This window comes from Streptomyces sp. NPDC087428 (genome assembly GCF_044744085.1).
GTDB lineage: Bacteria > Actinomycetota > Actinomycetes > Streptomycetales > Streptomycetaceae > Streptomyces.
Genome location: NZ_JBIUXR010000001.1, coordinates 292,695 through 316,632 on the forward strand (window position 1 = coordinate 292,695; position 23,938 = coordinate 316,632).

17 protein-coding genes are annotated in these 23,938 nt (G+C 72.0%); 16 read left to right on the forward strand and 1 reads right to left on the reverse strand.

The window, feature by feature from the left end; all coding sequences use genetic code 11:
• The first annotated feature begins 149 nt into the window (after nucleotides 1-149).
• The 14 genes from ACIO3R_RS01280 (at nucleotide 150) to ACIO3R_RS01345 (ending at nucleotide 18,741) form a co-directional block, all read left to right on the forward strand.
• Entirely contained in the window at nucleotides 150-1,373 is a 1,224-nt protein-coding gene (locus ACIO3R_RS01280) for an ROK family protein (RefSeq protein ID WP_385031695.1), read from the forward strand.
• Between the two features lie 72 nt (nucleotides 1,374-1,445).
• A complete protein-coding gene (locus ACIO3R_RS01285; protein ID WP_385031692.1) occupies nucleotides 1,446-2,783 on the forward strand; it encodes an ABC transporter substrate-binding protein in 1,338 nt (445 codons plus the stop codon).
• 7 nt (nucleotides 2,784-2,790) lie between these two features.
• Entirely contained in the window at nucleotides 2,791-3,732 is a 942-nt protein-coding gene (locus ACIO3R_RS01290; protein WP_123471115.1) for a carbohydrate ABC transporter permease, read from the forward strand.
• Nucleotide 3,733: 1 nt separating this feature from the next.
• Nucleotides 3,734-4,636 (forward strand): carbohydrate ABC transporter permease, encoded by a 903-nt coding sequence (locus ACIO3R_RS01295; protein WP_385031689.1) that lies wholly within the window; start codon nucleotides 3,734-3,736, stop codon nucleotides 4,634-4,636.
• 3 nt (nucleotides 4,637-4,639) lie between these two features.
• Entirely contained in the window at nucleotides 4,640-5,905 is a 1,266-nt protein-coding gene (locus ACIO3R_RS01300; protein WP_385344887.1) for a 6-phospho-beta-glucosidase, read from the forward strand.
• Nucleotides 5,896-6,870 carry an N-acetylglucosamine kinase gene (locus ACIO3R_RS01305; RefSeq protein ID WP_385031683.1) on the forward strand — a complete coding sequence of 325 codons (975 nt, stop codon included), beginning with the start codon at nucleotides 5,896-5,898 and terminating at the stop codon, nucleotides 6,868-6,870. Before ACIO3R_RS01300 ends, ACIO3R_RS01305 begins: the two co-directional genes overlap by 10 nt.
• Before the next feature lie 331 nt (nucleotides 6,871-7,201).
• Nucleotides 7,202-8,611 (forward strand): hypothetical protein, encoded by a 1,410-nt coding sequence (locus ACIO3R_RS01310; RefSeq protein ID WP_385031681.1) that lies wholly within the window; start codon nucleotides 7,202-7,204, stop codon nucleotides 8,609-8,611.
• Nucleotides 8,612-8,622: 11 nt separating this feature from the next.
• Nucleotides 8,623-9,675, forward strand: a complete 1,053-nt coding sequence (locus ACIO3R_RS01315; RefSeq protein WP_385031678.1) for a glutamate ABC transporter substrate-binding protein — start codon at nucleotides 8,623-8,625, stop codon at nucleotides 9,673-9,675.
• Between the two features lie 67 nt (nucleotides 9,676-9,742).
• On the forward strand, nucleotides 9,743-11,077 hold the full coding sequence (locus ACIO3R_RS01320; RefSeq protein WP_385031675.1) for a hypothetical protein: 1,335 nt from the start codon (nucleotides 9,743-9,745) through the stop codon (nucleotides 11,075-11,077).
• Nucleotides 11,078-11,171: 94 nt separating this feature from the next.
• Nucleotides 11,172-13,985: a tetratricopeptide repeat protein gene (locus ACIO3R_RS01325; protein WP_402102030.1), complete on the forward strand. Its 2,814-nt coding sequence runs from the start codon at nucleotides 11,172-11,174 to the stop codon at nucleotides 13,983-13,985.
• Between the two features lie 2 nt (nucleotides 13,986-13,987).
• Nucleotides 13,988-15,217: a PP2C family serine/threonine-protein phosphatase gene (locus ACIO3R_RS01330; protein WP_402102033.1), complete on the forward strand. Its 1,230-nt coding sequence runs from the start codon at nucleotides 13,988-13,990 to the stop codon at nucleotides 15,215-15,217.
• Between the two features lie 104 nt (nucleotides 15,218-15,321).
• Nucleotides 15,322-16,680, forward strand: coding sequence for a VWA domain-containing protein (locus tag ACIO3R_RS01335; protein WP_402102036.1), 1,359 nt, complete (start codon nucleotides 15,322-15,324; stop codon nucleotides 16,678-16,680).
• Between the two features lie 108 nt (nucleotides 16,681-16,788).
• Nucleotides 16,789-18,096 carry an FHA domain-containing protein gene (locus tag ACIO3R_RS01340; protein ID WP_385031663.1) on the forward strand — a complete coding sequence of 436 codons (1,308 nt, stop codon included), beginning with the start codon at nucleotides 16,789-16,791 and terminating at the stop codon, nucleotides 18,094-18,096.
• 192 nt (nucleotides 18,097-18,288) lie between these two features.
• Nucleotides 18,289-18,741: a MarR family winged helix-turn-helix transcriptional regulator gene (locus tag ACIO3R_RS01345; RefSeq protein WP_385039645.1), complete on the forward strand. Its 453-nt coding sequence runs from the start codon at nucleotides 18,289-18,291 to the stop codon at nucleotides 18,739-18,741.
• A 28-nt stretch (nucleotides 18,742-18,769) separates the two neighbouring features.
• Here ACIO3R_RS01345 and ACIO3R_RS01350 read toward each other — a convergent pair whose 3' ends face one another.
• Entirely contained in the window at nucleotides 18,770-19,867 is a 1,098-nt protein-coding gene (locus ACIO3R_RS01350; protein ID WP_385039642.1) for an NAD(P)/FAD-dependent oxidoreductase, read from the reverse strand.
• A 183-nt stretch (nucleotides 19,868-20,050) separates the two neighbouring features.
• Between ACIO3R_RS01350 and ACIO3R_RS01355 the strand changes: the two genes are divergently transcribed.
• Nucleotides 20,051-20,455, forward strand: a complete 405-nt coding sequence (locus ACIO3R_RS01355) for a globin (RefSeq protein WP_363029710.1) — start codon at nucleotides 20,051-20,053, stop codon at nucleotides 20,453-20,455.
• Nucleotides 20,456-20,617: 162 nt separating this feature from the next.
• Nucleotides 20,618-23,938, forward strand: coding sequence for an ABC transporter permease (locus ACIO3R_RS01360; RefSeq protein WP_402102041.1), 3,321 nt, complete (start codon nucleotides 20,618-20,620; stop codon nucleotides 23,936-23,938).

Consider the following 23,938-nt stretch of genomic DNA (forward strand, 5'->3'; position numbering starts at 1 on the left):
CGCCGGGCCGCCGCCCGCACCACCGGCCCCCGCCCAGGTAACGCTTTGGTTGCCACAGCGGTGCAGACCATTGACGCCCAGGTGACGTGCGCCCTACGGTCCTCTCACCGAATAGGAAACTTTCCTAACAGAGGGCAGGTGCAGTGATCATGGCCGGAACCACGCCGGGTACCCCCCGCGTTCTGCGGGCCATGAACGACCGGGCCGCCCTCGACCTGCTGCTGGAGCACGGCCCCCTCTCGCGGACCCGGATCGGGAAGCTGACGGGCCTCTCGAAGCCCACCGCCTCCCAGTTGCTGGCCCGACTGGAGGCAGCCGGTCTGGTCGTCGCCACCGGGACCGCGGCCGGGCGGCCGGGGCCCAACGCACAGCTCTACGCCGTCAACGCCTCGGCCGCCCATGTGGCGGGGCTCGACGTGAACGCCCAGCGGATCGTCGCCGCCGTCGCCGATGTGACGGGTGAGACGGTCGGGGAGTTCGAGCTGCGGACCCCGGGGCGGCGCGCCGACAGCGTGGTGCGGCAGGTGGCGGACGCGCTGGACGGGGCGGTCAAGGACGCCGGGCTGACCCGCTCGGACGTGCACCGGCTCGTCATCGGCACGCCGGGCGCCTTCGACCCGGGCACGGGCAGGCTGCGGTACGCCTCGCACCTGCCCGGCTGGCACTCCCCGACCCTGCTGGACGAACTGGCCGCCTTCCTGCCGATGCCGGTCGAGTACGAGAACGACGTGAACCTCGTCGCGGTGGCCGAACAACGGCTCGGCGCGGCCCGGGGCCACGACGACTTCGTCCTGCTGTGGAACGAGGAGGGCCTCGGCGCCGCCCTCGTCATCAACGGCCGGCTGCACCGGGGCTTCACCGGTGGCGCCGGTGAGGTCGGGTTCCTGCCGGTGCCGGGCGCGCCACTGGTCCGGCAGGTCACCAAGGCCAACTCGGGCGGCTTCCAGGAGCTGGCCGGTGCCCAGGTGCTCGCCAGGCTCGCCCGTGAGCTGGGCATCGACGACGATGCGGTCCGCGGTCCCGGCACCCACCACGAGATCGCCGCCGCGCTGGTGGGCCGGGCGGCCGAGGCCGTGGAGCGGGGCGAGGGCGGGCCGTACGGCCGGCTGCTCGACCAGTTCGCCACCGGCCTGGCGACCGGCCTCGCCTCCATGCTCGCCGTGCTGGACCCCGAGGTCGTCGTGCTGTCGGGAGAACTGATCTCGCGCGGCGGGGAACCGCTGCGCGGCCGGGTGGCGGCCGAGCTCGCCGAGCTCGCGGCGTCCCGGCCCCGGCTGATCGCCGGTGAGGTCACCCAGCGGCCCGTACTGCGCGGCGCGCTGGAGAGCGCGCTCGCCACCACCCGCGACGAAGTGTTCGACACCTCGCGCTGACCCCCTCCGCCACCCCCCTGACGTACCCCGCCTTCCCTTCCCTGTCCCAACCCTTCATCGGGAGACACCACCATGTCCGGAAACCGCCGGAAGCCGGCCGTCGCACTCGCCGCGACCGCCGCGATAGCCCTGTTCGCCTCCGCCTGTACCGGGCAGAGCAGCTCCGGTGCCAAGGATGATGCGTCCAAGGAGACGACCATCAACTTCTGGCACGGCTGGAGTGCCCCGAACGAGGTCAAGGGAATTCAGGACACGGTCGACGCCTTCGAGAAGGCGCACCCCAACATCCATGTGAAGGTCGTCGGCAACATGACCGACGACAAGATCAACCAGGCGCTCCGCGCGGGCGGTTCGAAGGCTCCGGACGTCGTCTCGTCCTTCACCACGAACAACGTGGGCAAGTTCTGCAAGTCGAAGGCCTTCGTCGACCTCAACCCGTTCCTGAAGAAGGACGGGATCGACGCGGACGCGACCTTCCCCAAGGCGATGAACGAGTACACCCAGTTCGAGGGCGTGCGCTGCACGGTCCCGCTGCTCGGTGACGCGTACGGCCTCTACTACAACAAGGACGCGTTCAAGGCGGCCGGCATCACGAGCCCGCCCAAGACCTGGTCCGAGCTGGCCGCCGACGCCAAGACGCTGACGAAGACGAAGGGCGACTCGTACGAGCAGCTCGGCTTCATGCCGAACTACCACGGCTACGAGTCGACCACCGAGCACTACCTCGGCGGCTGGGACCCGGAGTACTTCGACGCGGACGGCAAGTCGAACATCGCCGAGGACCCGGCGTTCGCCGCCATGCTCGGCAACCAGAAGAAGCTGGTCGACTCGCTGGGCGGCTATCAGAAGCTGGAGAAGTTCCGCACCGGCTTCGGTGACGAGTGGGGCGCCAAGCACCCGTTCCACACCGGCCAGGTGGCCATGCAGCTGGACGGCGAATGGCGTCTGGGCATGGCCGAGGAGACCAAGCCGAAGTTCGAGATCGGCGTGGCCCCGATGCCCGTCGCGGACGACCAGGCCGACACGTACGGCAAGGGCTATCTGACCGGGACCATCGCCGGTATCGCCGCCACCTCGTCCAAGCAGAACGCCGCCTGGGAGCTGGTGAAGTTCATGACGACCGACACCGACGCGGTGGTGAACTTCGCCAACGCCATTCACAACGTGCCGTCCACGCTGGCCGCGCTGAAGTCGCCGAAGCTGAAGTACGACCCGCGCTTCAAGACCTTCCTGGACATCGCCGCCAACCCGAAGAGCACCACCACCCCGCCCTCGGTGAACGGCGGCGCGTACCTGGTGTCCCTTCAGAACCTCGGTTTCGACATCGAGAAGGGCAACCAGAAGGACATCAAGGCGGGTCTGGAAAAGACCGCCAAGGAGATCGACGCCGCGATCGCACAGGCGAAGTAGCACCACGATGAGCACGTACACACTCCGCTCGAAGCGCCGCCGTTCGGCGCTTCGGACCGCGGCCTTCATGTCGCCGTGGCTGATCGGGTTCTGCGTCTTCTTCGCCTACCCGCTGATCTCCACGCTCTATTTCTCCTTCACCAGCTACGACGGCTTCTCGGCCCCGGAGTTCAGCGGGCTGAAGAACTGGTCGTTCGTCTTCAACGAGTACCCGCTGTTCTGGCCCGCCCTGCGCAACACGCTGTGGCTGGTCCTGGTCATGGTGACCTGCCGGGTGGTGTTCGGACTCGGCATCGGCATGCTGATCACCAAGATCAAGACGGGTACCGGAGTCTTCCGGACGCTCTTCTACCTGCCCTACCTCGCGCCGCCGGTCGCCGCCACGCTGGGCTTCGTCTTCCTGCTCAACCCGGGTACCGGACCGGTCAACTCGATCCTCGGCGAGCTCGGGCTGCCGACCCCGGGCTGGTTCACCGACGCCGCCTGGTCCAAGCCCGCGCTGACCGCGCTCGCGGTCTGGGGGGTGGGCGACCTGATGGTGATCTTCATGGCCGCGCTCCTGGACGTCCCCAAGGAGCAGTACGAGGCGGCGGAGCTGGACGGGGCGTCCTCGTACCAGCGGTTCCGCTTCGTCACGCTGCCGAACATCTCGCCGATCATCATGTTCGCCGTGGTCACCGGCATCATCCAGACGATGCAGTACTACACCCAGCCACTGGTGGCGGGGAAAGTCGCCTCGGGTGTCATGGGCGGCTCCGGGCAGCAGTTCGAACCGGGTTATCCCGACAAGTCGACACTGACGCTTCCGCAGCTCGTGTACAACCTCGGTTTCCAGCGCTTCGACTACGGCTCCGCCTGTGTGGTCGCGCTCGTTCTCTTCGTCCTCGCCATGGCGTTCACCGCACTGCTGATGCGGCGCCGCAGCGGACTGATCCAGGCAGGTGAGTGACGTGGCGCAGGTTCTCGACACCCCGAAGGCCGGCGGGCCGGTGAGCGACCCGGTCACCCCGGCCGAGCGCGTGGCGCGCCGCAAGGCGCTGCTGCACTGGATCGGCGTGCACTCGCTCGGCGTCGCGGCCGCGCTCTTCTTCGTGCTGCCGTTCGTCTTCCTCCTCCTCACCTCACTGATGAGCGACCAGCAGGCACTGACCCGTGACCTGTGGCCGCACCCCTTCGAGTGGAGCAACTACAAGGAGGTGTTCCACACCCCGGGCTTCCTGACCTGGTGGAGGAACACCCTGCTGTACGCGGGTCTGGGCACCGTCCTCACGGTGGTGTCCTCGCTGCCCGTGGCGTACGCGCTCGCCAAGTTCCGCTTCCGCGGCCGGCATCTGTCGCTGATGCTCGTCATCTCGATGATGATGCTGCCGCCGCAGGTCGTCGTCATCCCGATGTACCTGTTCTGGGCCAAGCAGCTGGACATGTCCGGCACGCTCTGGCCGCTGATCATCCCGATGGCGTTCGGCGACGCGTTCTCCATCTTCCTGCTGCGGCAGTTCCTGCTGACCATTCCGAACGAGTACCTGGACGCGGCGAAGGTGGACGGCTGCGGCGAGTTCCGCACCCTGCTCCGCGTCGTGATACCGATGGCCAAGCCGGGTATCGCCGCCGTCGCACTCTTCCAGTTCTTCTACGCCTGGAACGACTACTTCGGACCGCAGATCTACGCCTCCGAGAACCCGGGGGCGTGGACGCTGAGTTATGGACTGGAGTCCTTCAAGGGCGCACACCACACCGACTGGAACCTGACCATGGCCGCGACCGTTCTGGTCATGGCCCCTGTGATCGTCGTCTTCTTCTTCGCACAGAAGGCTTTCGTCGAAGGCGTCACACTGACCGGAGTAAAGGGCTGATTCATGAAGCTCGCAGTAGTGGGTGGCGGGTCCACCTACACACCTGAACTGATCGACGGTTTCGCACGCCTGCGGGACACCCTGCCGGTCGAGGAGCTGGTGCTCGTCGACCCGGCGGCCGACCGCCTCGAACTCGTCGGGGGCCTCGCACGGCGGATCTTCGCCAAGCAGGGCCACCCGGGGCGGATCGTCACCACCACGGACATCGACGCGGGCGTCGCCGACGCCGACGCGGTGCTGCTCCAGCTCCGCGTGGGCGGCCAGACCGCCCGCGGCAAGGACGAGACATGGCCGCTGGAGTGCGGCTGCATCGGCCAGGAGACCACCGGCGCCGGCGGCCTCGCCAAGGCCCTGCGCACCGTCCCGGTCGTCCTGGACATCGCCGAGCGCGTCCGGCGCACCAACCCGAACGCGTGGATCATCGACTTCACCAACCCCGTCGGCATCGTGACCCGGGCGCTGCTCCAGGCCGGTCACAAGGCCGTCGGCCTGTGCAACGTGGCGATCGGCTTCCAGCGCAAGTTCGCCCGGCTGCTCGACGTGACCCCGGGTGAGGTGCACCTCGACCACGTCGGGCTGAACCACCTGACCTGGGAGCTCGGGGTGCGCCTCGGCGGCCCCGAGGGCGAGAACGTACTGCCGCGGCTGATCGCCGAGCACGGCGACGCGATCGCGGACGACCTGCACATGCCGCGGGCGATCGTGGACCGCCTCGGCGTCGTCCCCTCGTACTACCTGCGCTACTTCTACGCGCACGACGAGGTCGTGCGGGAGCTCGGCACCAAGCCCTCGCGGGCGGCCGAGGTCGCCGCGATGGAGAAGGAACTGCTCGCCATGTACGGCGATCCGGCGCTCGACGAGAAGCCCGCGCTGCTCGCCAAGCGCGGCGGGGCCTTCTACTCGGAGGCCGCCGTGGACCTGGCCGCCTCGCTGCTGGGCGGCGGCGGTTCCCCGCACCAGGTGGTCAACACGTACAACAACGGGACGCTGCCGTTCCTGCCGGACGACGCGGTGATCGAGGTACAGGCGAAGGTCGACGGTACGGGCGCGACGCCGCTCGCCGTGCCGGAGCTCGACCCGCTCTACGCCGGGCTGATCGGCAATGTGACGGCGTACGAGGACCTCGCGCTGGAGGCCGCGCTGCGCGGTGGCCGCGACCGGGTGTTCAAGGCCCTGCTCGCGCACCCGCTGATCGGCCAGTTCGAGTACGCGGAGGCGCTCACCGACAAGCTGATCGCGCACAACCGGGAGCACCTGGCGTGGGCGTGAACGGTTCGGTCCTCGCGATCGACGCGGGGAACAGCAAGACCGATGTGGCGCTGATAGGCGCGGACGGCACCGTGCTGTCCACGGCCCGCGGCGGCGGCTTCCAGCCGCCCGTGGTCGGCATCGGCACCGCCGTGGACGCGCTGGGCGCCGCGGTGGAACGGGCGCTGGCCACGGCCGGTGCGGGCGCGGAGACCGTCGCCCATGTGTCGGCCTGTCTCGCCAACGCCGATCTGCCCGTCGAGGAGGAGCAGCTGACCGAGGCCCTGGGCGCCCGCGGCTGGGGCCGCACGGTGGAGGTGCGCAACGACACCTTCGCGATCCTGCGGGCCGGGGTCGACGAACCGCGCGGCGTGGCCGTCGTGTGCGGTGCGGGGATCAACTGCGTCGGCATGGTGCCGGACGGGCGCACCGCGCGCTTCCCCGCCATAGGCCGGATATCCGGCGACTGGGGCGGTGGTTCGGGCCTGGCGGAGGAGGCGATGTGGTTCGCCTCCCGGGCGGAGGACGGCCGCGGTGAGCCGACCGCACTGGCCCGTACGCTGCCCGCTCACTTCGGGCTCGACTCGATGTACGCGCTGATAGAGGCGCTTCATCTGGGCCGGATCGAGTCCGAGCGGCGGCACGAGCTGACGCCGGTGCTCTTCGCGACGGGCGCGGCCGGCGACGCGGTGGCGCACGGCCTCGTGGACCGGCTGGCGGAGGAGGTCGTGGCCATGGCCTCGGTCGCGCTGTCCCGGCTCGGTCTGCTCGGCGAGGAGGCTCCGGTGGTGCTGGGCGGCAGCGTGCTGGCGGCGCGGCACCCGCAGCTGGACGACCGGATCACCGAACTCCTCGCGGTACGGGCACCGAAGGCGGTGGTCCGGGTGGTGAAGGAGTCCCCGGTGCTGGGCGCCGGGCTGCTGGGCCTGGACCACACGGGCGCCGCTCCCGAGGTGCACGGCAGACTGCGGGCGCAGTACGCCTGACATGCTGTGACATCAGTGGGTATCAGGGGCGTCCCGTGGTCTTCGTGCCGCGGGGCGCCCCTTCCGCAAGGGAACCGATCAGCCGCCCCGGACGTGTTCCTGGTGGGGGAGATCGGTTCGCCTTCGGGGGATTGCGCCGCCGATCGTCTTGATCGGCGGTGCCGGCCTTGATCGAATGCTGTTGACTGCAGTTGATTGCGTTCACGGACCGGTGCAGGATCCAGGCGTTCGCTGTATGGACACCGTTCCCTGCGGCCATACTTCTGGCCGGGTACCAGTCCCCCGATCGGCCGGGGGGCGGGCCGCCGTCAGTGACCGAGGGGGAGGTCAAGTGACATACCCGCCGAATGTGCGCCCGGCGCCGCCGCAACGCGCGCCGGAGCAACTGCCTGCGCCCGTACCCGTACCGCCGCAGCGCGGTGGCCGCGCGGTGGTGACCGACCGGCTGCGTGCCGCGGCGACGACCGAACCGGGCCGGCTCCAGATCATCGGGGCCGTACTGGCGCTGCTCGTCGTCGCGTTCGGGGCCGTGACGGCCTTCGAGATCTCCGACCGGGCGACCTCCGCCGACGACGTGGTGAAGCGCAGCCAGCCGCTCAGCGCGGACGCGGCGAACATCTACCGCTCGCTGGCCGATGCCGACGCCGCGGCGGCGAGCGGCTTCCTGGCCGGTCCGCAGGAGCCGCGCGCCGTCCACGACCAGTACGTGACGGACATCCAGGAGGCCTCCCGACTGCTGGTGAAGGCCGCGGCCAACACGGACTCCTCGACGAAGTCCGGCCACGAGATCACCAAGCTCAACGAGGAACTCCCGCGTTACACCGGGCTGATCGAGCGCGCCCGCGCGAGCAACCGGCAGGGGCTGCCGCTGGGCGGCGCCTATCTCCGGTACGCGAACCAGAAGATGGCCAAGGACATGCTCCCGGCCGCGGAGCGGCTGTACACGGCGGAGACCGGCCGGCTCGGCCAGGACTACGACTCCGCGCGGACCTGGCCGTTCTTCTCGCTCGGCATCGGTGTGATCGCGCTGGCCGTGCTGTTCTGGGCCCAGCGGCGCAACTTCCACCGGACGAACCGGGTGCTCAACCACGGCCTGCTGGCGGCGACCGCGGCCGCGGTCGTGGTCCTGCTGTGGCTGGCGGTGGGGCATTCGGTGGCCCGCTCCGACCTGTCCGACGCCAATACGCGCGGGCAGCAGTCCCTGGACGTGCTCAACCGGGCGCGCATCAACTCGCTGAAGGCGCGCGCCAACGAGAACCTCACGGTCGTCGCCCGGGGCGCGGTGCTCACCGCTGACGGCAAGAACGACAAGTACGAGACCGACTACGGCACGGGCATGAAGGCACTCGTCAAGGAGCTGGGCCAGGCCGCGAAGCTCGCCGCCGACACCCACGACACCGCGGGAAGCGAGCCGGTGGCGAAGGCCATCAAGAGTGTCACCGAGTGGCAGAGCCGCCACCGGACCGCCCGCAAGACCGACGACAGCGGCGACTACGAGACCGCGCTGGAGCAGATCATCGGGTCCGGTGACTCGACCAAGGGCTCGACCGGTGAGTCGTTCAACCGGGTGGACAAGGCGCTGCGGCAGGCGCTCGCCCATGAACAGGACGAATTCACCCGGGCCGCCAAGGACGGGCGCGGTGCGCTGGGCGGGCTGCCGATCGGCGCGGCGGCACTCGCCGTGCTGGGCGCGGTCGCCGCGATCGTCGGGGTCAACCGCAGGCTCTCGGAGTTCCGGTGACAGGGGGAGCGATGACAGGGAAGGACGAGCCCAGGACGGGGCCCACGGGCCCGCTGCGCAGGCTGCGCGGCTGGGGCGGTGTGACCGCCATGGCCGCGGCCTGCGCGGTGACGGCGGCGCTGACCCTGCTGCCGCTCTCCCACAGCGGCGACGACGTCTTCGGCCAGGAGGTCTCGGGGGCGGGCGCCGCGCACGGCGTACAGACCCGGGCCGACGACTGCACCGATCCCGACGCCAGCCTGGAACCCTCGGTCGCGGGCGGCAGGACGATCGACCGCATCAAGGCGCGCGGAAAGCTGATCGCGGGCGTCGACCAGAACAGCTTCCAGTGGGGGTACCGCAATCCGGAGTCCCGGGATCTCGAAGGCTTCGACATCGATCTGGTGCGGGCCATCGCCAAGGACATCCTGGGCGACGAGAACGACGTGATCTTCCGGGCGATCCCCACCAACCAGCGCATCGCCGCCCTGGAGAACGACAAGGTCGACGTCGTCGTCCGGACGATGACGATCAACTGCGCCCGGCTCGACCAGGTCTCGTTCTCCACGGCCTACTTCCAGGCCGGGCAGCAGGTCCTCGCGCCGAAGGAGTCCGCGATCACCGGATACAACTCCTCGCTGGCCGGCAAGCGGGTCTGCACGGCCGAGGGGTCCACGGCGTACGAGGCGCTGGAGAAGCAGTCGTTCGGCTCGGTGTTCAAGGACAGGCACGACGGCACCGACGCGGACGAGGATCTGCTCACCGTCCCCAACCAGCTGGACTGCCTGGTGCGGCTCCAGATGGGCGAGGTCGACGCGATCGTCACGGACAACGCCCTCGCGGCCGGCCAGGCCGCCCAGGACCCGGCCGTGGAGCTGAAGGGCGACAAGCCGTTCACCACGGAGTACTACGGCGTGGCCACCAAGAAGGGCGCCGACGACCTGGTGGCGCGGGTCAACCAGGTGCTGGTCGACTACCGGGCCGGGGGCGACGACAGCCCCTGGATGCGGTCGTACCGCAGGTGGCTGGAGGACGGTCTGCCCGGAATCAAGGCGCCGCCGGTGCCCAAGTACCGCAGCAACTGAGGCCTGTCCTTCGGATCAGGCGGATCCTGCCGGGCCCCGTCCGGCAGGGAGATCGGAGAGGTGATCGATGGGCGTCGCGGGCCCCTTCCCCAGCTACGCGGCCCGGCCCCCCGGCCCGGTCATGGACCGGGACGAGGCGGACCGTGCGCTGGCCCGGCTCGGTGCGGAGCACGAGGCGATCGAGACCTCGCTCCTCGCCCTCCAGGACCACGCCGGGCGCCGGCTCCTGGAGGGCGCCGAGCTCACCGGTGTCACCAGGGAGCGCTGGAGCGCCACCGAGCAGTCGATCACGCTGCTGTGGAGCTACTTCGACGCGTACGCGGGGGTGCTGAACGAGGCCCGTGAGGTGCGGGCCCGGCGGCGCCACCCGAACCGGGAGGACCTCGTGGCCCTCACCGAACTGCTGCGCGGCGAGGGCGTCACGGTGGCCCATGCCGCCGCCCGGCCCGATCCGTCGATCACCGGCCCGGCCAGGCTCTCCGAGCGGTTCACGCTGGCGGAGCTGGTCAACCGGATGAACGAGCTGTACGCGCGCTCGCTGGACATGGTCGTGGCCTCCGACTCCGTGTGGTCGGCGATGCCCGCCCGGATAGATCTGCTCGCCGCCGAGCTGCGCCGTACCAGCTCGCTCGCGCACTCGGTCGGGGTACGGCCCGGCGAGCACCCCTCGGGGGACGACCTGGAGTCGATCACCCAGGAACTGACCACGCTGCGGGTGCAGGTGATCTCCGATCCGCTGGCGTTCTGGCTGCCGGGGCCCGGCAGCTCCGCGCCCGGCGGCGGGCGCCCCGACACCGCGCGCTACGACCGGGCGGCCCGCGCGCTGGACGAGGTGCGGCGGGAGATCGAGGCGGTGCTCGCGGTCCGGCAGGACGCCGAGCAGCGGCTGGTCCACCTGCGCGACGTGCTGTCCCGCGCGGACCGCACACTGGCAGAGGCCCGGTCCGCCCGCGGTGAGGTGCTGGCGAAGATCGCCGCCTCCGAGGTGCCGGCGGTCAACGGTCCGCCGACCGCGCTCCAGGAGCGTCTCGCCGCGGCCTCCGAGTACCGCAGGCACGCGCAGTGGCACCGGCTCTCCCCGCTCCTGGAGACCCTGGAGCGGCAGGCCGAGGAGGAGTTGCTGCGGGCCAGGGAGCAGCTGACGGCGGTCACCGCCCCGCTCGCCGTGCGGGCGGAGCTGCGCGGCCGGCTGGACGCGTACAAGGCGAAGGTGGCCCGGCACGGCCTGGCGGAGGACCCGGTCCTCATCGAGCGCTACGACGCGGCGCGCCGGATGCTGTGGAGCGCGCCCTGCGATCTGAGGGTCGCCGCGCTGACGGTGCAGCGTTATCAGGACGCGGCGCTGGAACTATTGGGGCAGCAACGCGCGTCCGGACCAGAAGACCGGCAGGGGCGGCCGTGAGGCGCCCGGTGTCCTCGGGGCACCCGCCGGGCGGGACAGGCAGTGACGGAGAGACGGGGCCGCAGCGGCGGCGGGGCGAACAGGGGGAACGACCATGAGTACGCAGTGCCAGCGCCCCGCGTGCGAGGGCAGTTACGAGGACATGGGCGGCGGTGAGCTGTACTGCGACACCTGCGGTCTCGCTCCGGTCGTCTCGGCGAAGGGCTCCTCCCCGTCCGAGCAGGGGGACGGCATGGTGAGCTCGCCGCCCACCGGCGTCGCGGGCGGCGGCAGGGGCAGCAACAGCTCCTCGGCGCGGAGCAGTTCGCGGGCGTCGTCCAGGGCGTCGTCGAGGGCGTCCTCGCGCTCTTCGACCTCGCGGCGGTCGGTGTCGGGGCGGCTCTCGCGGGCGCTGTCCGGCAGCGGGGCGTCGCGTTCGGTCTCGGTGCGCTCCTCGGGGACGTCCACCGGTGTCTCGGGCCGGAACCGGCTGGGTGCCGGGCTGGTGCTCGTGCCGGACGTACCGCGTCCCGACCCGCGCACCGCGGTGATGGAGAACCCGGAGGTGCCCGAGCGGAAGCGGTTCTGTTCGCGTTCGGACTGCGGGGCGCCGGTGGGCCGGGCCAGGGGCGAGCGGCCGGGGCGCACGGAGGGGTTCTGCACCAAGTGCGGCCACCCGTACTCCTTCATGCCCAAGCTCCAGGAGGGCGACATCGTCCACGGCCAGTACGAGGTCGCGGGCTGTCTGGCGCACGGCGGGCTCGGCTGGGTCTATCTCGCGGTGGACCGCGCGGTCTCCGACCGCTGGGTGGTGCTCAAGGGCCTGCTCGACACCGGTGACCAGGACGCCATGGCGGCCGCCATCTCCGAGCGCCGCTTCCTCGCCGAGATCGAGCACTCCAACATCGTCCGCATCTACAACTTCGTCGAGCACCTCGACCAGCGGACCGGTTCGCTCGACGGCTACATAGTCATGGAGTACGTCGGCGGCAAGGCGCTCAAGGAGATCGCCAACGAGCGTCGCACCCCGGCCGGGAAGCGGGACCCGCTGCCGGTCGAGCAGGCGTGCGCGTTCGGCATCGAGGCGCTGGAGGCACTGGGCCATCTGCACAGCCGCAACCTGCTGTACTGCGACTTCAAGGTGGACAACGCGATCCAGACCGAGGACCAGCTGAAGCTGATCGACATGGGCGCGGTCCGCAGGATGGACGACGACGAGTCGGCCATCTACGGCACGGTGGGGTACCAGGCGCCGGAGGTCGCGGAGGTCGGCCCGTCGGTCGCCTCCGACCTGTACACGGTCGCGCGGACGCTCGCGGTGCTCACCTTCGACTTCCAGGGCTACACGAACGTCTTCGTGGACTCGCTGCCGGACCCGGACAACATCGAGGTGTTCCGGACGTACGAGTCGTTCTACCGGCTGCTGGTGCGGGCCACCGACCCCGATCCGGCGCGGCGGTTCTCCTCGGCCTCGGAGATGGCGGAGCAGCTGATGGGTGTGCTGCGGGAGGTGGTGTCGCTCCAGACGGGGCGTCCGCGTCCGGCGCTCTCGACGCTGTTCGGTGCGGAGGTACGGGTCACGGACACGGAGCTGTTCACCCTCCTGACCGGTGAGGTGTCCCGCCTCGGGGCGCGGAACCCAGCACCTCGCGGGTCCGGGCTCTTCGGCCGGCGCAAGGGCGTCGCGGCCGTCGCGCTCGCGCCGGCCCCGCCGCCGCCCGCCGCGGTGGCCCCGCCGGGCGGTGTCCCGGGCGCGCTGCCCGCCGGACCGCCTCCCGCGTTCGCCGCGGGCGCCGGTCCGCTGCCCTCGTCCGCCACGCATGTCAGCGGCGGCGCGAACGGCGGCTCCGGGTACGGCGCCGCGCCCGCGTACCCGCCGCAGGCGGCCGTTCCGGCTCCCCGCTCGCCGCTCCCGGACACCGCTCCCCCGTCCGGGCCGTACGCCCCGGACAGCGCGGGCGGGCCCCGGCTGGCCGGGCTCGACGTGCGGGGGACGTCGCTCGCGCTGCCGGTTCCCCGGGTCGACGCGAACGACCCCAACGCGGGTTTCCTGGCCGGGGTGATGGCGTCGGCACCCGCCGAACTGATCGCCGCGCTCCAGGCCGTGCCGGCCGCCTCGCTGGAGACCAGGCTGCGTGAGCTGCGCGCCTTCCTGGAGATGAGCGACCTCGGTGCCGCGCAGGAGACCCTGGCCACCCTTGAGCTGAAGCATCCGGACGACTGGCGGGTGGTCTGGTACCGCGGCATCACCTCCCTGGTGACGGGTGACAACGAGAACGCGGCGCTGTCCTTCGACGCGGTCTACGACGCCTTTCCCGGGGAGCCCGCGCCCAAGCTGGCGCTGGGTGTCTGCGCGGAGGTGCTGGGCCAGCTGGACAACGCCGCCGAGTACTACCGGCTGGTGTGGGCGACCGACCCGAGCTTCGTGAGTGCCGCGTTCGGCCTGGCCCGGGTGCAGATCGCCGCCGGGGACCGGAACGGGGCCGTCCGGTCGCTGGAGTCCGTGCCGGAGGCGTCGATCCACTTCACGGCGGCCCGGGTCGCCGCGGTACGGGCACGGCTGCGCGGCCGGGCCCCCGACGACCCGCTGATCGTCGATCTGATGGCGGCCTCCGCCCAGGTCTCCGGGCTGGCCGGTCTCGGTCTGGACGCGGTGCGCCGGGAGCAGTTGTCGACGGAGGTGCTGGGGACGGCGCTGGACTGGGTACTCTCCGGGAGTCCCACGGCTCGCCCCTCGGCCCCGCAGTCGTCCGCGCACGGCGAGACGCAGGGGCCGAAGACGCTGCTCGGCAGTGAGTTGGACGAGCGCGGCCTGCGTTTCGGGCTGGAGCGCTCGTACCGGATGCTCGCCCGGCTTGCGGAGCCCGGCGACGAGAGGATCGAACTGGTGGAGCGGGCCAACCGTTTCCGCCCCCGAACGTGGGTGTGAAGATGTCGCAGAACGACCAGGAGACTGCCTTGTCGAGGTGTCCCGGCTGCGAGGAGCCGCTGGAGCCGGGGGATCTGTTCTGCGGTGCGTGCGGGTACGACCTGTCGGCCGTGCCCGAGCCGCCGCGGGACCGTCCGACGATCGCCATCGCCACCGCGGCGGGCGCCCCGGCGGGGGCAGGTCCCCAGGAGCCGGGCGCGTCCGGCGACTTCGAGCTGGCGGCGCCGGTGACGGCCGCCGACGGCGCGGCGCCCGATCCCCGGGCCGCCGCGGACCCCGTCGCGGCCCCGCCGGCCGGGACCAAGGTGTGCGTGGCCTGCCGGGCCGGCCGTGTCGACGACGACGGCTACTGCGAGAACTGCGGTCACGCCCAGCCCCGCGAGCGGGACCACATGGAGCAGGAGCTCGGCTCGGTCGCCGCGGTCACCGACCGCGGCCTGCGCCACCACCGCAACGAGGACTCGTTCGCGATCTCGACGACCGCGCTCCCGGACGGCACCCCGGCAGTCCTGGCGATCGTCTGCGACGGGGTGTCGTCGGCCAGCCGCCCCGACGAGGCGTCCGCCGCCGCCACGGCCACCGCCAACGAGTCGCTCCTCGAATCGCTGCCGCGCGGCACGCATCCGCAGCAGGCGATGCACGAGGCGATCGTGGCGGCCGCCGAGTCGGTCAACCGGCTGGCCCAGGAGCCCGATCGGGCCGCGGAGCAGGATCCGCACCGCCATCAGAACGCCCCGGCGTGCACCCTGGTCGGCGCGATCATGGCCAATGGGCTGCTGGTCGTCGGCTGGGTCGGTGACAGCCGTGTGTACTGGGTGCCCGAGGACCGGAGCAGCCCGCCGGCCCGGCTCACCGAGGACGACTCCTGGGCCGCGCAGATGGTCGCGGCGGGCCTGATGAACGAGGCGGAGGCGTACGCGGACGAGCGGGCCCACGCCATCACGGGCTGGCTGGGCGCCGACTCCTACGAACTGGAGCCGCACACCGCCTCGTTCAAACCGGACCGGCCGGGCGTCGTGGTGGTCTGCACGGACGGCTTGTGGAACTACGCGGAGTCCGCGGCCGAGATGGCCGCCGCGGTGCCGGCGGACGCGTACGAACGGCCGCTGCACGGCGCCCAGGTGCTGGTGGGCCACGCCCTCGACGGCGGGGGCCACGACAACGTAACAGTGGCTCTGCTGCCGTTCGCCGTACCGGTGCAAGGGGCAGGATCCGCCTACAGCGGCGGGTGAGTCCCGTTCCGCCCGCCCCTCGCCACTCCGTTGCCTTTGTCCGTAAATCTGTCTTCCGTGGATCTGTCTTCATCTGACACGTGGAGCCTCAAGGAGCCGATCAGATGGCCAACTTCTCCAAGTCGAACGTGCCGCAGTTCTCCGTCGAGGTGTACCAGAACGAGTTTCTGCCCGAGGGCGGCCGTGAGGTCAACGGCATCATCACCGTCACCTCGACCGGCGGTGGCACCACGGGTGGCGTTCCGCTGGCGAGTGCCGCTCACGCGCCCTCGCACACTGCGGGACAGGCGCCGAACGCCGCCGTGGTGATCATGGTGGACTGCTCGGGTTCGATGGACTACCCGCCGACGAAGATGCGCAACGCCCGCGACGCGACGGCGGCGGCCATCGACACCCTGCGCGACGGCACCTCCTTCGCCGTGATCGGCGGGACGCACGTCGCCAAGGAGGTCTACCCGGGCAACGGGCGGCTCGCGACCGCCGATCCGCAGACCAGGGCCCAGGCGAAGGGGGCCCTGCGCCGGCTCAGTGCGGGCGGCGGTACGGCGATCGGGACCTGGCTGCGGCTGGCCGACCGGCTGCTGGGCGGCGCCGAGGTGAACATCCGGCACGGCATCCTGCTGACCGACGGGCGCAACGAGCACGAGGCGCCGGAGGATCTGCGGGCCGCGCTCGACGCCTGCGCGGGCCGGTTCACCTGTGACGCCCGCGGTGTCGGCACCGACTGGGAAGTGAAAGAGGTCACAGCGATCGCCTCCGCGCTGCTCGGCACCGCCGATATCGTCGCCGATCCCGCGGGGCTGGCCGCGGACTTCACGCAGATGATGGAGAACGCGATGGGCAAGGAGGTCGCGGACGTCGCGCTGCGGCTCTGGACCCCGGTCGGCGTGGAGATCAAGTACGTGAAGCAGGTCGCGCCGACGGTCGCCGAGCTGACCGACCGCCGCACCGAGGCGGGCCCGCGCGCCGGGGACTACCCCACCGGCTCCTGGGGCGACGAGTCCCGTGACTACCACGTGTGCGTGCAGGTGCCGGAGGCCGGCGTCGGGCAGGAGATGCTGGCGGCCCGGGTCTCGCTGATCCTTCCCGACCCGTCGGGCGGGGCGCCCCAGACCCTTTCGCAGGGCCTCGTGCGGGCGGTGTGGACGGATGACATGGTGGCGTCGACCTCGATCAATCCGCAGGTCGCGCACTACACGGGTCAGGCGGAACTGGCACAAGTCATTCAGCAGGGGCTCGATGCCCGCAAGTCGGGAGACTTCGACGGCGCGACGGCCAAACTCGGCCGCGCGGTGCAGTTGGCATCGGCGTCCGGGAACGAGGACACTGCGAAACTGCTTTCGAAGGTGGTAGACGTCGTCGACGCGGCGACCGGTACTGTGCGACTGAAGGCGAAGGTCGCGGATGCGGACGAGATGACACTCGAAACGCGCTCCACGAAGACCGTCCGCGTGAAGAAGTAACCACATATCCGCACTGATGAGCCGCCCGGCCGGACAGGTCCGCCGGGCGGCGAAGCAAGAAAAAATGACGGCCCCCGCGGCCGGACGAGGAGAGGGGGAAGCGCCGACATGCCGACCTGCCCGAACGGACACCAGTCGGGTTCCGAGGACTGGTGCGAGGTCTGCGGCCACCGCATGGCCGGGGCCGGCGGGCCTGCGGGTGCCGTTCCCCCGCCGCCTCCCCCGCCGCCCGCGCCCGGCTACGGATACCCGCAGGGCCCCGGCCCGGACGCGACCGCCCACGCCGAGATCTGCCCGCAGTGCCGCACCCCGCGGGAGGCGATGGCGCCGTTCTGCGAGGAGTGCCGCTGGAACTTCCTCACGAACACCGCGACCTCGTACACACCGCTGGCCCCGCAGCACGGCGGACCGGGTGGTCCGCCCGGTCCCGGCGGACCGGGTGGCGGCCCCGGCCCCATCCCCGGGCTCAATCTGCCGCCGGGCTTCCAGGCGCAGCAGCCGCCCGGCGCGCCGCAGCCCCGCGATCCGTTCGAGTACCAGAGTTCGCGTCCCTCGCAGGTGAACCGGCCGGCCGAGCCGCTCTCCTCGGGGCCCGGACAGCCCGGCCCTCCCGGTCAGGGACAGCCGCCGTTCCAGCAGGGACAGCAAGGGCAGCAGGGCCCGCCGCCTCCGCCGTCGTTCCCGCAGGGCCAGGGTCAGGGTCCGCAGGGCTTCCCGCAGGGGCAGCAGCACGCCCAGCACCAGGGTTCGTCGCAGGGCTCGCCCCCGCCGCCGTCGTTCCAGCAGCAGAGTGCCGCGCCCGCGTTCCAGCAGACGGCTCCCCCGGTCTTCGAGCAGCCCGGTCCGCCGGCCCCGCCGCAGCCGCAGGCCCCGCAGCCGGGCAACGACGACTGGCTGCTGTCGCCGCCGTCGCAGGCCCAGGGCCCGCAGTCCCCGATGCAGCAGCAGCCGTACCCCGGTCAGAACCAGGGGCCCGGCATGGGCCAGGACCAGGGCCAGGCCCCGGCGTCCACGAGCTGGACGGCGGTCGTCGCTCCGGACCGTGAGTACTTCCTGGCGATGATGCAGCGCAGCGGCCCGGAGGCCACCGGGCTCAACCTGCCCGCGTACTCCCCGGAGCAGCACCTTCCGCTGACCGGCAGCCAGATCACCATCGGCCGCCGCCGGCACAGCACGGGCGAGTCCCCCGACATCGACCTGTCGGTGCCGCCGGAGGACCCGGGCGTCTCGCACCAGCACGCGGTGCTGGTGCAGCAGCCGGACAGCAGCTGGGCCGTGGTCGACCAGAACTCCACCAACGGCACCACGCTCAACGGCGCCGAGGACCCGATCCAGCCCTATGTCCCCGTTCCGCTCCAGGACGGCGACCAGGTGCACGTCGGGGCGTGGACGACGATCACGATCCGCCGGGGCTGACGGCTCCGCACGGTGCGCGGCCGGTGAGGGACAGTCCTCACCGGCCGCGCACTGCTGTTCCGGGCCGCCTCTCGTCGGTCGCCGACTGCTGGAGTCATGTAGTTCGCAGTACGAATAGGCACCCTCGCGCCAGGTCCGTACGGTCGCCTTCTGCCGTATTCTGGCCGAATGCGAAAGGCCGAGGGTGAACAGATGGGATGCGTCACCGCACTGGTGCGATCCTCATTTCTGGTGAACGCCGTATATGCCGAGTCCGGTCGCGAGCACGGAATCACCGCACAGCAGGGCCAGCTGCTCTGCGTGCTGATGGTGCGGCCGTACGGGATGCGTGAGCTCGGGGCGATGCTGGGGCTGGCGAAGTCCAGCCTGACCGGCCTGGTGGACCGCAGCGTCCAGCGCGGTCTGGTGCGGCGCGAGGCCGACCCCGAGGACGGGCGCGCGGTGCGCGTCGCGCTGACCGCGACGGGCGACGAGCTGGCCGACGCGTTCTACGCGGAGACCTGCCGACGGGTGGCGAGGCTGTCGGACGGCCTCGACGAGACCGACCGGGAGCTGCTCGCGCGGCTGCTCGGCCGGCTGGTGCTGGAGAACAAGGTGCCGGTGGTCTTCATGGAGCCGGACGAGGCGCCCCCCGCCCCGCGGTGAGGCCCGCCCGGCGGATCACGGGCAGCGCTCAGCGGCTGTCGGCGATCGCGAAGAGCGCGGCGAACCGGCCGGTGAACAGGTCGACGCCCTTGTACTCGCTGACCGCCGACGCCGGCAGAACGGCCGGCCCGTCGGGCGTGGACATCTGCCCCACCCCGCCGCCGGGGCCGAGCGGGAGCAGGACCGAGGGCACGGGGGACGGCCGGTAGGCGGCCGTGGGCCGCTCGCCGCGGACCTGGGCCAGGATGTTCCGCGCGACCACCTCCGCGTGCTTCATCGCGTGCGCGGCCATCTTGGCCTCGGCGAGATCCGTGAGGTCGCCGAGCGCGTAGACACGCTCGTGCCCCTCGACGTTGAGCGCCTCCGTGACCCGGACCTGGCCCTGCGGCGTCCGGACGGTGACCCGTCCGTCGGCGAGGTAGTCGCCGTTGACGCGCGCTCCGTAGCAGCGGAACCAGATGTCGGCGGAGAGCTCGCCGCCGTCGGTGGCCACCGTGAAGGATTTCGTGCGCCCCGGTTCGGCCGGCGGCTGCTCGGTGAGGGTGGTGCCCAGGCGCAGTTCCACACCGAGTCCGTCCAGCTGGCGGTGCAGGTCCTCCCGGAGCTCCGGGAGGAAGCCCGGTACCAGGTGGTCCGCCGGGTCGGTGATGATCACGTGCTTGTCCGGCCAGACCGCCTTGATCTCGCCGGACAGCTCCAGCCCCACCGGGCCCGCGCCGACGATCAGCACCCGCCCGGCGGCCGCGAGTTCCGCATGGGCCTCGCGGATCCGCTCCAGCGCCCGCGCCGAGAGGTCGGTGTCCATCTTGGCCGGGAACGGATAGTAGGAACCGGTGGCGAGGACCAGGTAGTCGGCCGCGATCCGCTCCCCAGAGGCCAGCGTGACACCGCCCGGATCCACCGCGACGGCCCGCTCGCGGCGGACGGTGCCGCGCCGGAGCAGGGTGTCGTAGGGGAAGAAGATATGGCCCGCCCAGTCGGGCTCGACCAGCGCCCGGAGCGCCCCGGCCGCATGGACGAACGCGTCCTTGGGATCGATGAGGACGACATCGGTCTCCTCGTCGAGCGCTTTCGCGACCGCGGCGCCACCGTATCCCCCGCCAATGACCACAACCGTACGATTCATGATTCCCCACTCCCCACGGCATGACATATCTCATTCGCGATACGAACCATACTAGTTCGCATCACGAACTGTAAATGGGTGCGCCCGGTCGGGGATCCGCTTCCCGCGGATTGCGGTGCGGGCCGGCGTGCTCGGCACACCCGGCCCCCGGTCGCCCGCCGCGGCGTCTGCGACGATGGACGGGTGACTGAGAACCCGCGCGACACGGTGCAGGAGCTGACCTTCTACGAGCTGGTCGGCGGCGAGGAGACCTTCCGGCGCCTGGTCCACCGCTTCTACGAGGGCGTGGCCGGGGACCCGCTGCTGCGGCCGATGTACCCGGAAGAGGATCTGGGCCCGGCCGAGGAGCGGTTCACGCTGTTCCTGATCCAGTACTGGGGCGGCCCGCGCACCTACAGTGACCAGCGCGGACATCCCCGGCTGCGGATGCGGCACGCACCGTTCCGGGTGGACAGGGCCGCGCACGACGCCTGGCTGAGCCACATGCGGGTGGCGCTCGACGAACTCGGGCTGGCCCCCGAGCACGAGCGCCAGCTGTGGGACTACCTCACCTACGCGGCCGCCTCGATGGTGAACACCGAGGGCTGAGTCCTCCGGCCCCCACCTGTGCGGAATCCGGTACTCCGCCGCCGGATAACGGTCACGATCCCATCAAGGTGTGGCCATGGGCGGTATACCGCGACCGGTGCACTCTGAAAGCATCCATACATCGCCGGGGGGCGTGTTCATGAGATGAGGGTGGGGGCAGGGGTGACGGGGTTCGTCTTTCTGCGGGTGAGGGCGCATCGGCTCCTCCTCGCGGCGGCCGTGCTGGCCGTACTGCTCACCACGTCCGTCCTGGCCGCGCTCACCGCCTTCTCCGGCTCCATCGGCGACGCCGCACTGCGCCACACCCTCACCCACCGGTCCGCAGCCGCCGCGTCCCTGCTCATATCGGCGCAGGTCGCGCCCGAACAGCGGGACGCGGCCGACGCCTCCGCGCGCAAGGCCGCCCACGCCACGTTCGACGGGCTCCCGGTGACCGTGCGGAAGCTGGAGGCCTCGGGCCCGTACGCGCTGCCGCGCAGTCTGCAGACCCCGGCCGCCCGCCGCGGCGACCCCGACCTCACCCACTTCGCCTCGCTCGACCTCAGCCGCGTCCGGCTCACCGCGGGCCGGATGCCCGCCGCCGGGGCGGGGAAGAGCGGCGACCCGGTCCAGGTCGCGCTGCCGGGCACCGCCGCGCAGGCCCTCGCACTGAAGCCCGGCGCCCGGCTGACGCTCACCGACCGGCTCGGCGGCAAGCGCCTGAAGATCGAGATCACCGGCCTCTACGAGGCGGCGGACCAGGCCGACCCGTACTGGCAGCTGGACGCGGCCGGCGGGCGCGGCGGGCGCCGCGTCGTCTTCACCACGTACGGGCCGCTGCTCACCGACCCCGCGGTGCTCGGCTCAGGCCGGACCAGTTCCGGCGAGCTCTCCTATCTGGCATCGGCCGACTTCCGCGGCCTCACCACGGACCGGATGGCCGCGCTGCGCCAGGCGGCGACCGAGGGCCCGAAACAGCTGCTCGCCGCCCCCGAGTTCAAGAACGGGGCGAACGCGCAGACCCAGTTGCCCACCGTTCTCGACCAGATCGACCGGGGGCTGCTCGTCTCCCGCTCGACGATGATGATCGTGGCCGTCCAGCTGGTGCTGCTGGCCGGGTACACCCTGCTCATGGTGGCCCGGCTGCTGAGCAGCGAGCGCGGCGGGGAGACCGAACTGCTGCGTGCGCGCGGCGGATCGCGCGGCCGGATCACCTCGTTCGCCGCGATCGAGGCGCTGCTGCTGGCGCTGCCCGCCGCCGTCCTCGCCCCGCTGCTCGCCGGACCGCTGACCCGGCTCCTGGCGGACCGCAGCGAGCTGTCCCGGATCGGGCTGCGGCTCGGCGGGACCGCCACCGGAACGGTGTGGCTGGTGGCCGCCGTCACCGCGCTGGCCTGCGCGCTCGCCGTGGTGGCCCCCGCGCTCGCCGCGAGCGCCGGCGGGCGCCGGTCCACCCGCGCCGCCACGCTGCCCGCGCCGGTGCGCGCGGGGGCGGACATCGGGCTGCTGGCGGTCGCCGGGGTGGCGTACTGGCAGCTCGACCGGCAGACCGGGGGCACGGGCAGCGGTGCGCTCAGCGACGACCGCGCGGGCGGCCTCGGCATCGACCCACTGCTCGTCGTCGCACCCGCCCTGGCCCTGCTCGCGGGCACCGTGCTGACGCTGCGGCTGCTGCCGCCCGCAGCCAGGCTCGCGGAGCGCCGGGCGGCCGGCGGCCGGGGACTGGCCACGGCGCTGGCCGGCTGGCAGTTCAGCCGCCGGCCACTGCGCGGCGCGGGTCCGGTGCTGCTGCTGGTCCTGTCGGTCGCGATGGGCATGCTGGCCATCGGCCAGAGCGCGTCGTGGGACCGTTCGCAGAAGGACCAGGCGGACTTCAGGTCCGGCGCCCCGGTCCGGATGCTGGGCGGCGTCAACGCGGATCCGGCCCGGTCGGGCACGTACGCGCGACTGCCGGGGGTACGGGAGGCCGCGCCCGCGTTCCGTACGACGCTGGAGCTCTCGGGCGGCCGCACCGCCGAGGTGCTGGCCCTGGACACCGCGCACGCCGACGAGCGGATGCTGATGCGCGGCGACCTCGCGGACGGGGCGCAGGGCCGGCTGTTCGACTCCCTCGCACCGCCCCACTCCGCACGGGCGGGACTGCTGCTGCCGCGCGACAGCACCGAACTCCGCCTCGATCTGCGCATATCGTCCGGGCCGACGGCCGGGACGCCCTCGCGTTCCGTTATGAGCCCGCTGGTCACCGTGTTGCTGGAGGACCGTTACGGCATTCCGTACCGGGTGGTCGCCGGTTCCGTGCCGGTGGACGGGAAGGCGCATCCCCTCTCGCTGAAGGTCGCCGCGGCCGGTGAGCTGGCGGTGACCGGGTTCGAGCTGGACAGCAGCCAGCCGGTCGGGCGGGACGAGTCGCACCGGCTCACCGTGAGCGGGCTGCGGACCGTGACCGCCGACGGCACCGAACGACCGGTCCCGGTGCCCGGCGGATTCCGCTGGCAAGCGGCCCTGACCACCGACGAGTTCGGGCAGGTCCGGCCGGGCGGTCCGCTGCACCCGGCCGGCTCGGCCGCGCAGCCGCTGACCCTCGACTACCGGACCGGATCCGTCACGGAGGAGGACGCGGCGAAGGCGGTACCGGCCCTCAACGTGCGGGTCACCGTGGCGCGCGCCCCGGCGGCCGGCCTGAACGGCGTGGCCACGGACGCCTATCTGAAGGCGTCCGGTGCGCGGACCGGCCAGAGCGTGGACGTGACGCTGGCCGGTGAGACGGTCCGGGTGAAGATCGTGCGGTCCGTCCACGCCCTCCCGACGACCGGACCCGGCTCCACCGCCTCCCTGTCCTCCGGGCAGACGCGGGCGGCCCGGGACGGCGGCGCCCTGCTCCTCGACCTCAGGGCCCTCGGCGGGATCTTCGCGCAGCGCCCGAACTCCGTGCTCACCGCGACCGAGTGGTGGCTGAGCACCGCTCCCGGCCGGACCGCGGAGGTCGCGGCCGCGCTCCGGGCCCGGCCCGACACCGATCCCGCGCAGGTGCAGGTCCGCGACGAGGTCGCCGACGAACTGGTGGGCGATCCGCTGGGTGCGGGCCCGCAGTCCGCGCTGCTCGCGGTGGCGGTCGTGGCGGCGGCGCTGGCCGGGGTCGGCTTCGCCGTGGCGGCCGTCGGCTCGCGGCGTGAACGGTCCGCGGAATTCGCCGTACTGCGGGCGCTGGGGGCGCCGCGCCGCCGGCTGGCCCGCATGATCGCCGCCGAGCAGGGGGTGCTGATCACCATCGGGCTGCTGGTGGGGGCGGTCCTCGGGGCCGTACTGACCCGGGCGGTGGTGCCGCTCGTCGTGCTGACCGGACAGGCCGCCCGGCCCGTGCCGGCCGTGCTGGTGGAACTGCCCGCCGGGCACGTAGCGGTGCTCCTCGCCTGCTTCGCCGCACTGCCGCTGGTGATCGTCGCGGTCCTCGCCCTGCGCCGCACCGACCCCGCGATCTCGCTGCGCCACCAGGGGGACAACTGA

Bases quoted from the DNA above. Each gene is read 5' to 3' on its own strand.
- ACIO3R_RS01300 (WP_385344887.1), top strand. From the start codon at position 4,640: ATGAAGCTCGCAGTAGTGGGTGGCGGGTCCACCTACACACCTGAACTG.
- ACIO3R_RS01315 (WP_385031678.1), top strand. From the start codon at position 8,623: ATGACAGGGAAGGACGAGCCCAGGACGGGGCCCACGGGCCCGCTGCGC.
- ACIO3R_RS01285 (WP_385031692.1), top strand. From the start codon at position 1,446: ATGTCCGGAAACCGCCGGAAGCCGGCCGTCGCACTCGCCGCGACCGCC.
- ACIO3R_RS01290 (WP_123471115.1), top strand. From the start codon at position 2,791: ATGAGCACGTACACACTCCGCTCGAAGCGCCGCCGTTCGGCGCTTCGG.
- ACIO3R_RS01320 (WP_385031675.1), top strand. From the start codon at position 9,743: ATGGGCGTCGCGGGCCCCTTCCCCAGCTACGCGGCCCGGCCCCCCGGC.
- ACIO3R_RS01350 (WP_385039642.1), bottom strand. From the start codon at position 19,867: ATGAATCGTACGGTTGTGGTCATTGGCGGGGGATACGGTGGCGCCGCG.
- ACIO3R_RS01340 (WP_385031663.1), top strand. From the start codon at position 16,789: ATGCCGACCTGCCCGAACGGACACCAGTCGGGTTCCGAGGACTGGTGC.
- ACIO3R_RS01330 (WP_402102033.1), top strand. From the start codon at position 13,988: ATGTCGCAGAACGACCAGGAGACTGCCTTGTCGAGGTGTCCCGGCTGC.
- ACIO3R_RS01280 (WP_385031695.1), top strand. From the start codon at position 150: ATGGCCGGAACCACGCCGGGTACCCCCCGCGTTCTGCGGGCCATGAAC.
- ACIO3R_RS01325 (WP_402102030.1), top strand. From the start codon at position 11,172: ATGAGTACGCAGTGCCAGCGCCCCGCGTGCGAGGGCAGTTACGAGGAC.
- ACIO3R_RS01345 (WP_385039645.1), top strand. From the start codon at position 18,289: ATGGGATGCGTCACCGCACTGGTGCGATCCTCATTTCTGGTGAACGCC.
- ACIO3R_RS01335 (WP_402102036.1), top strand. From the start codon at position 15,322: ATGGCCAACTTCTCCAAGTCGAACGTGCCGCAGTTCTCCGTCGAGGTG.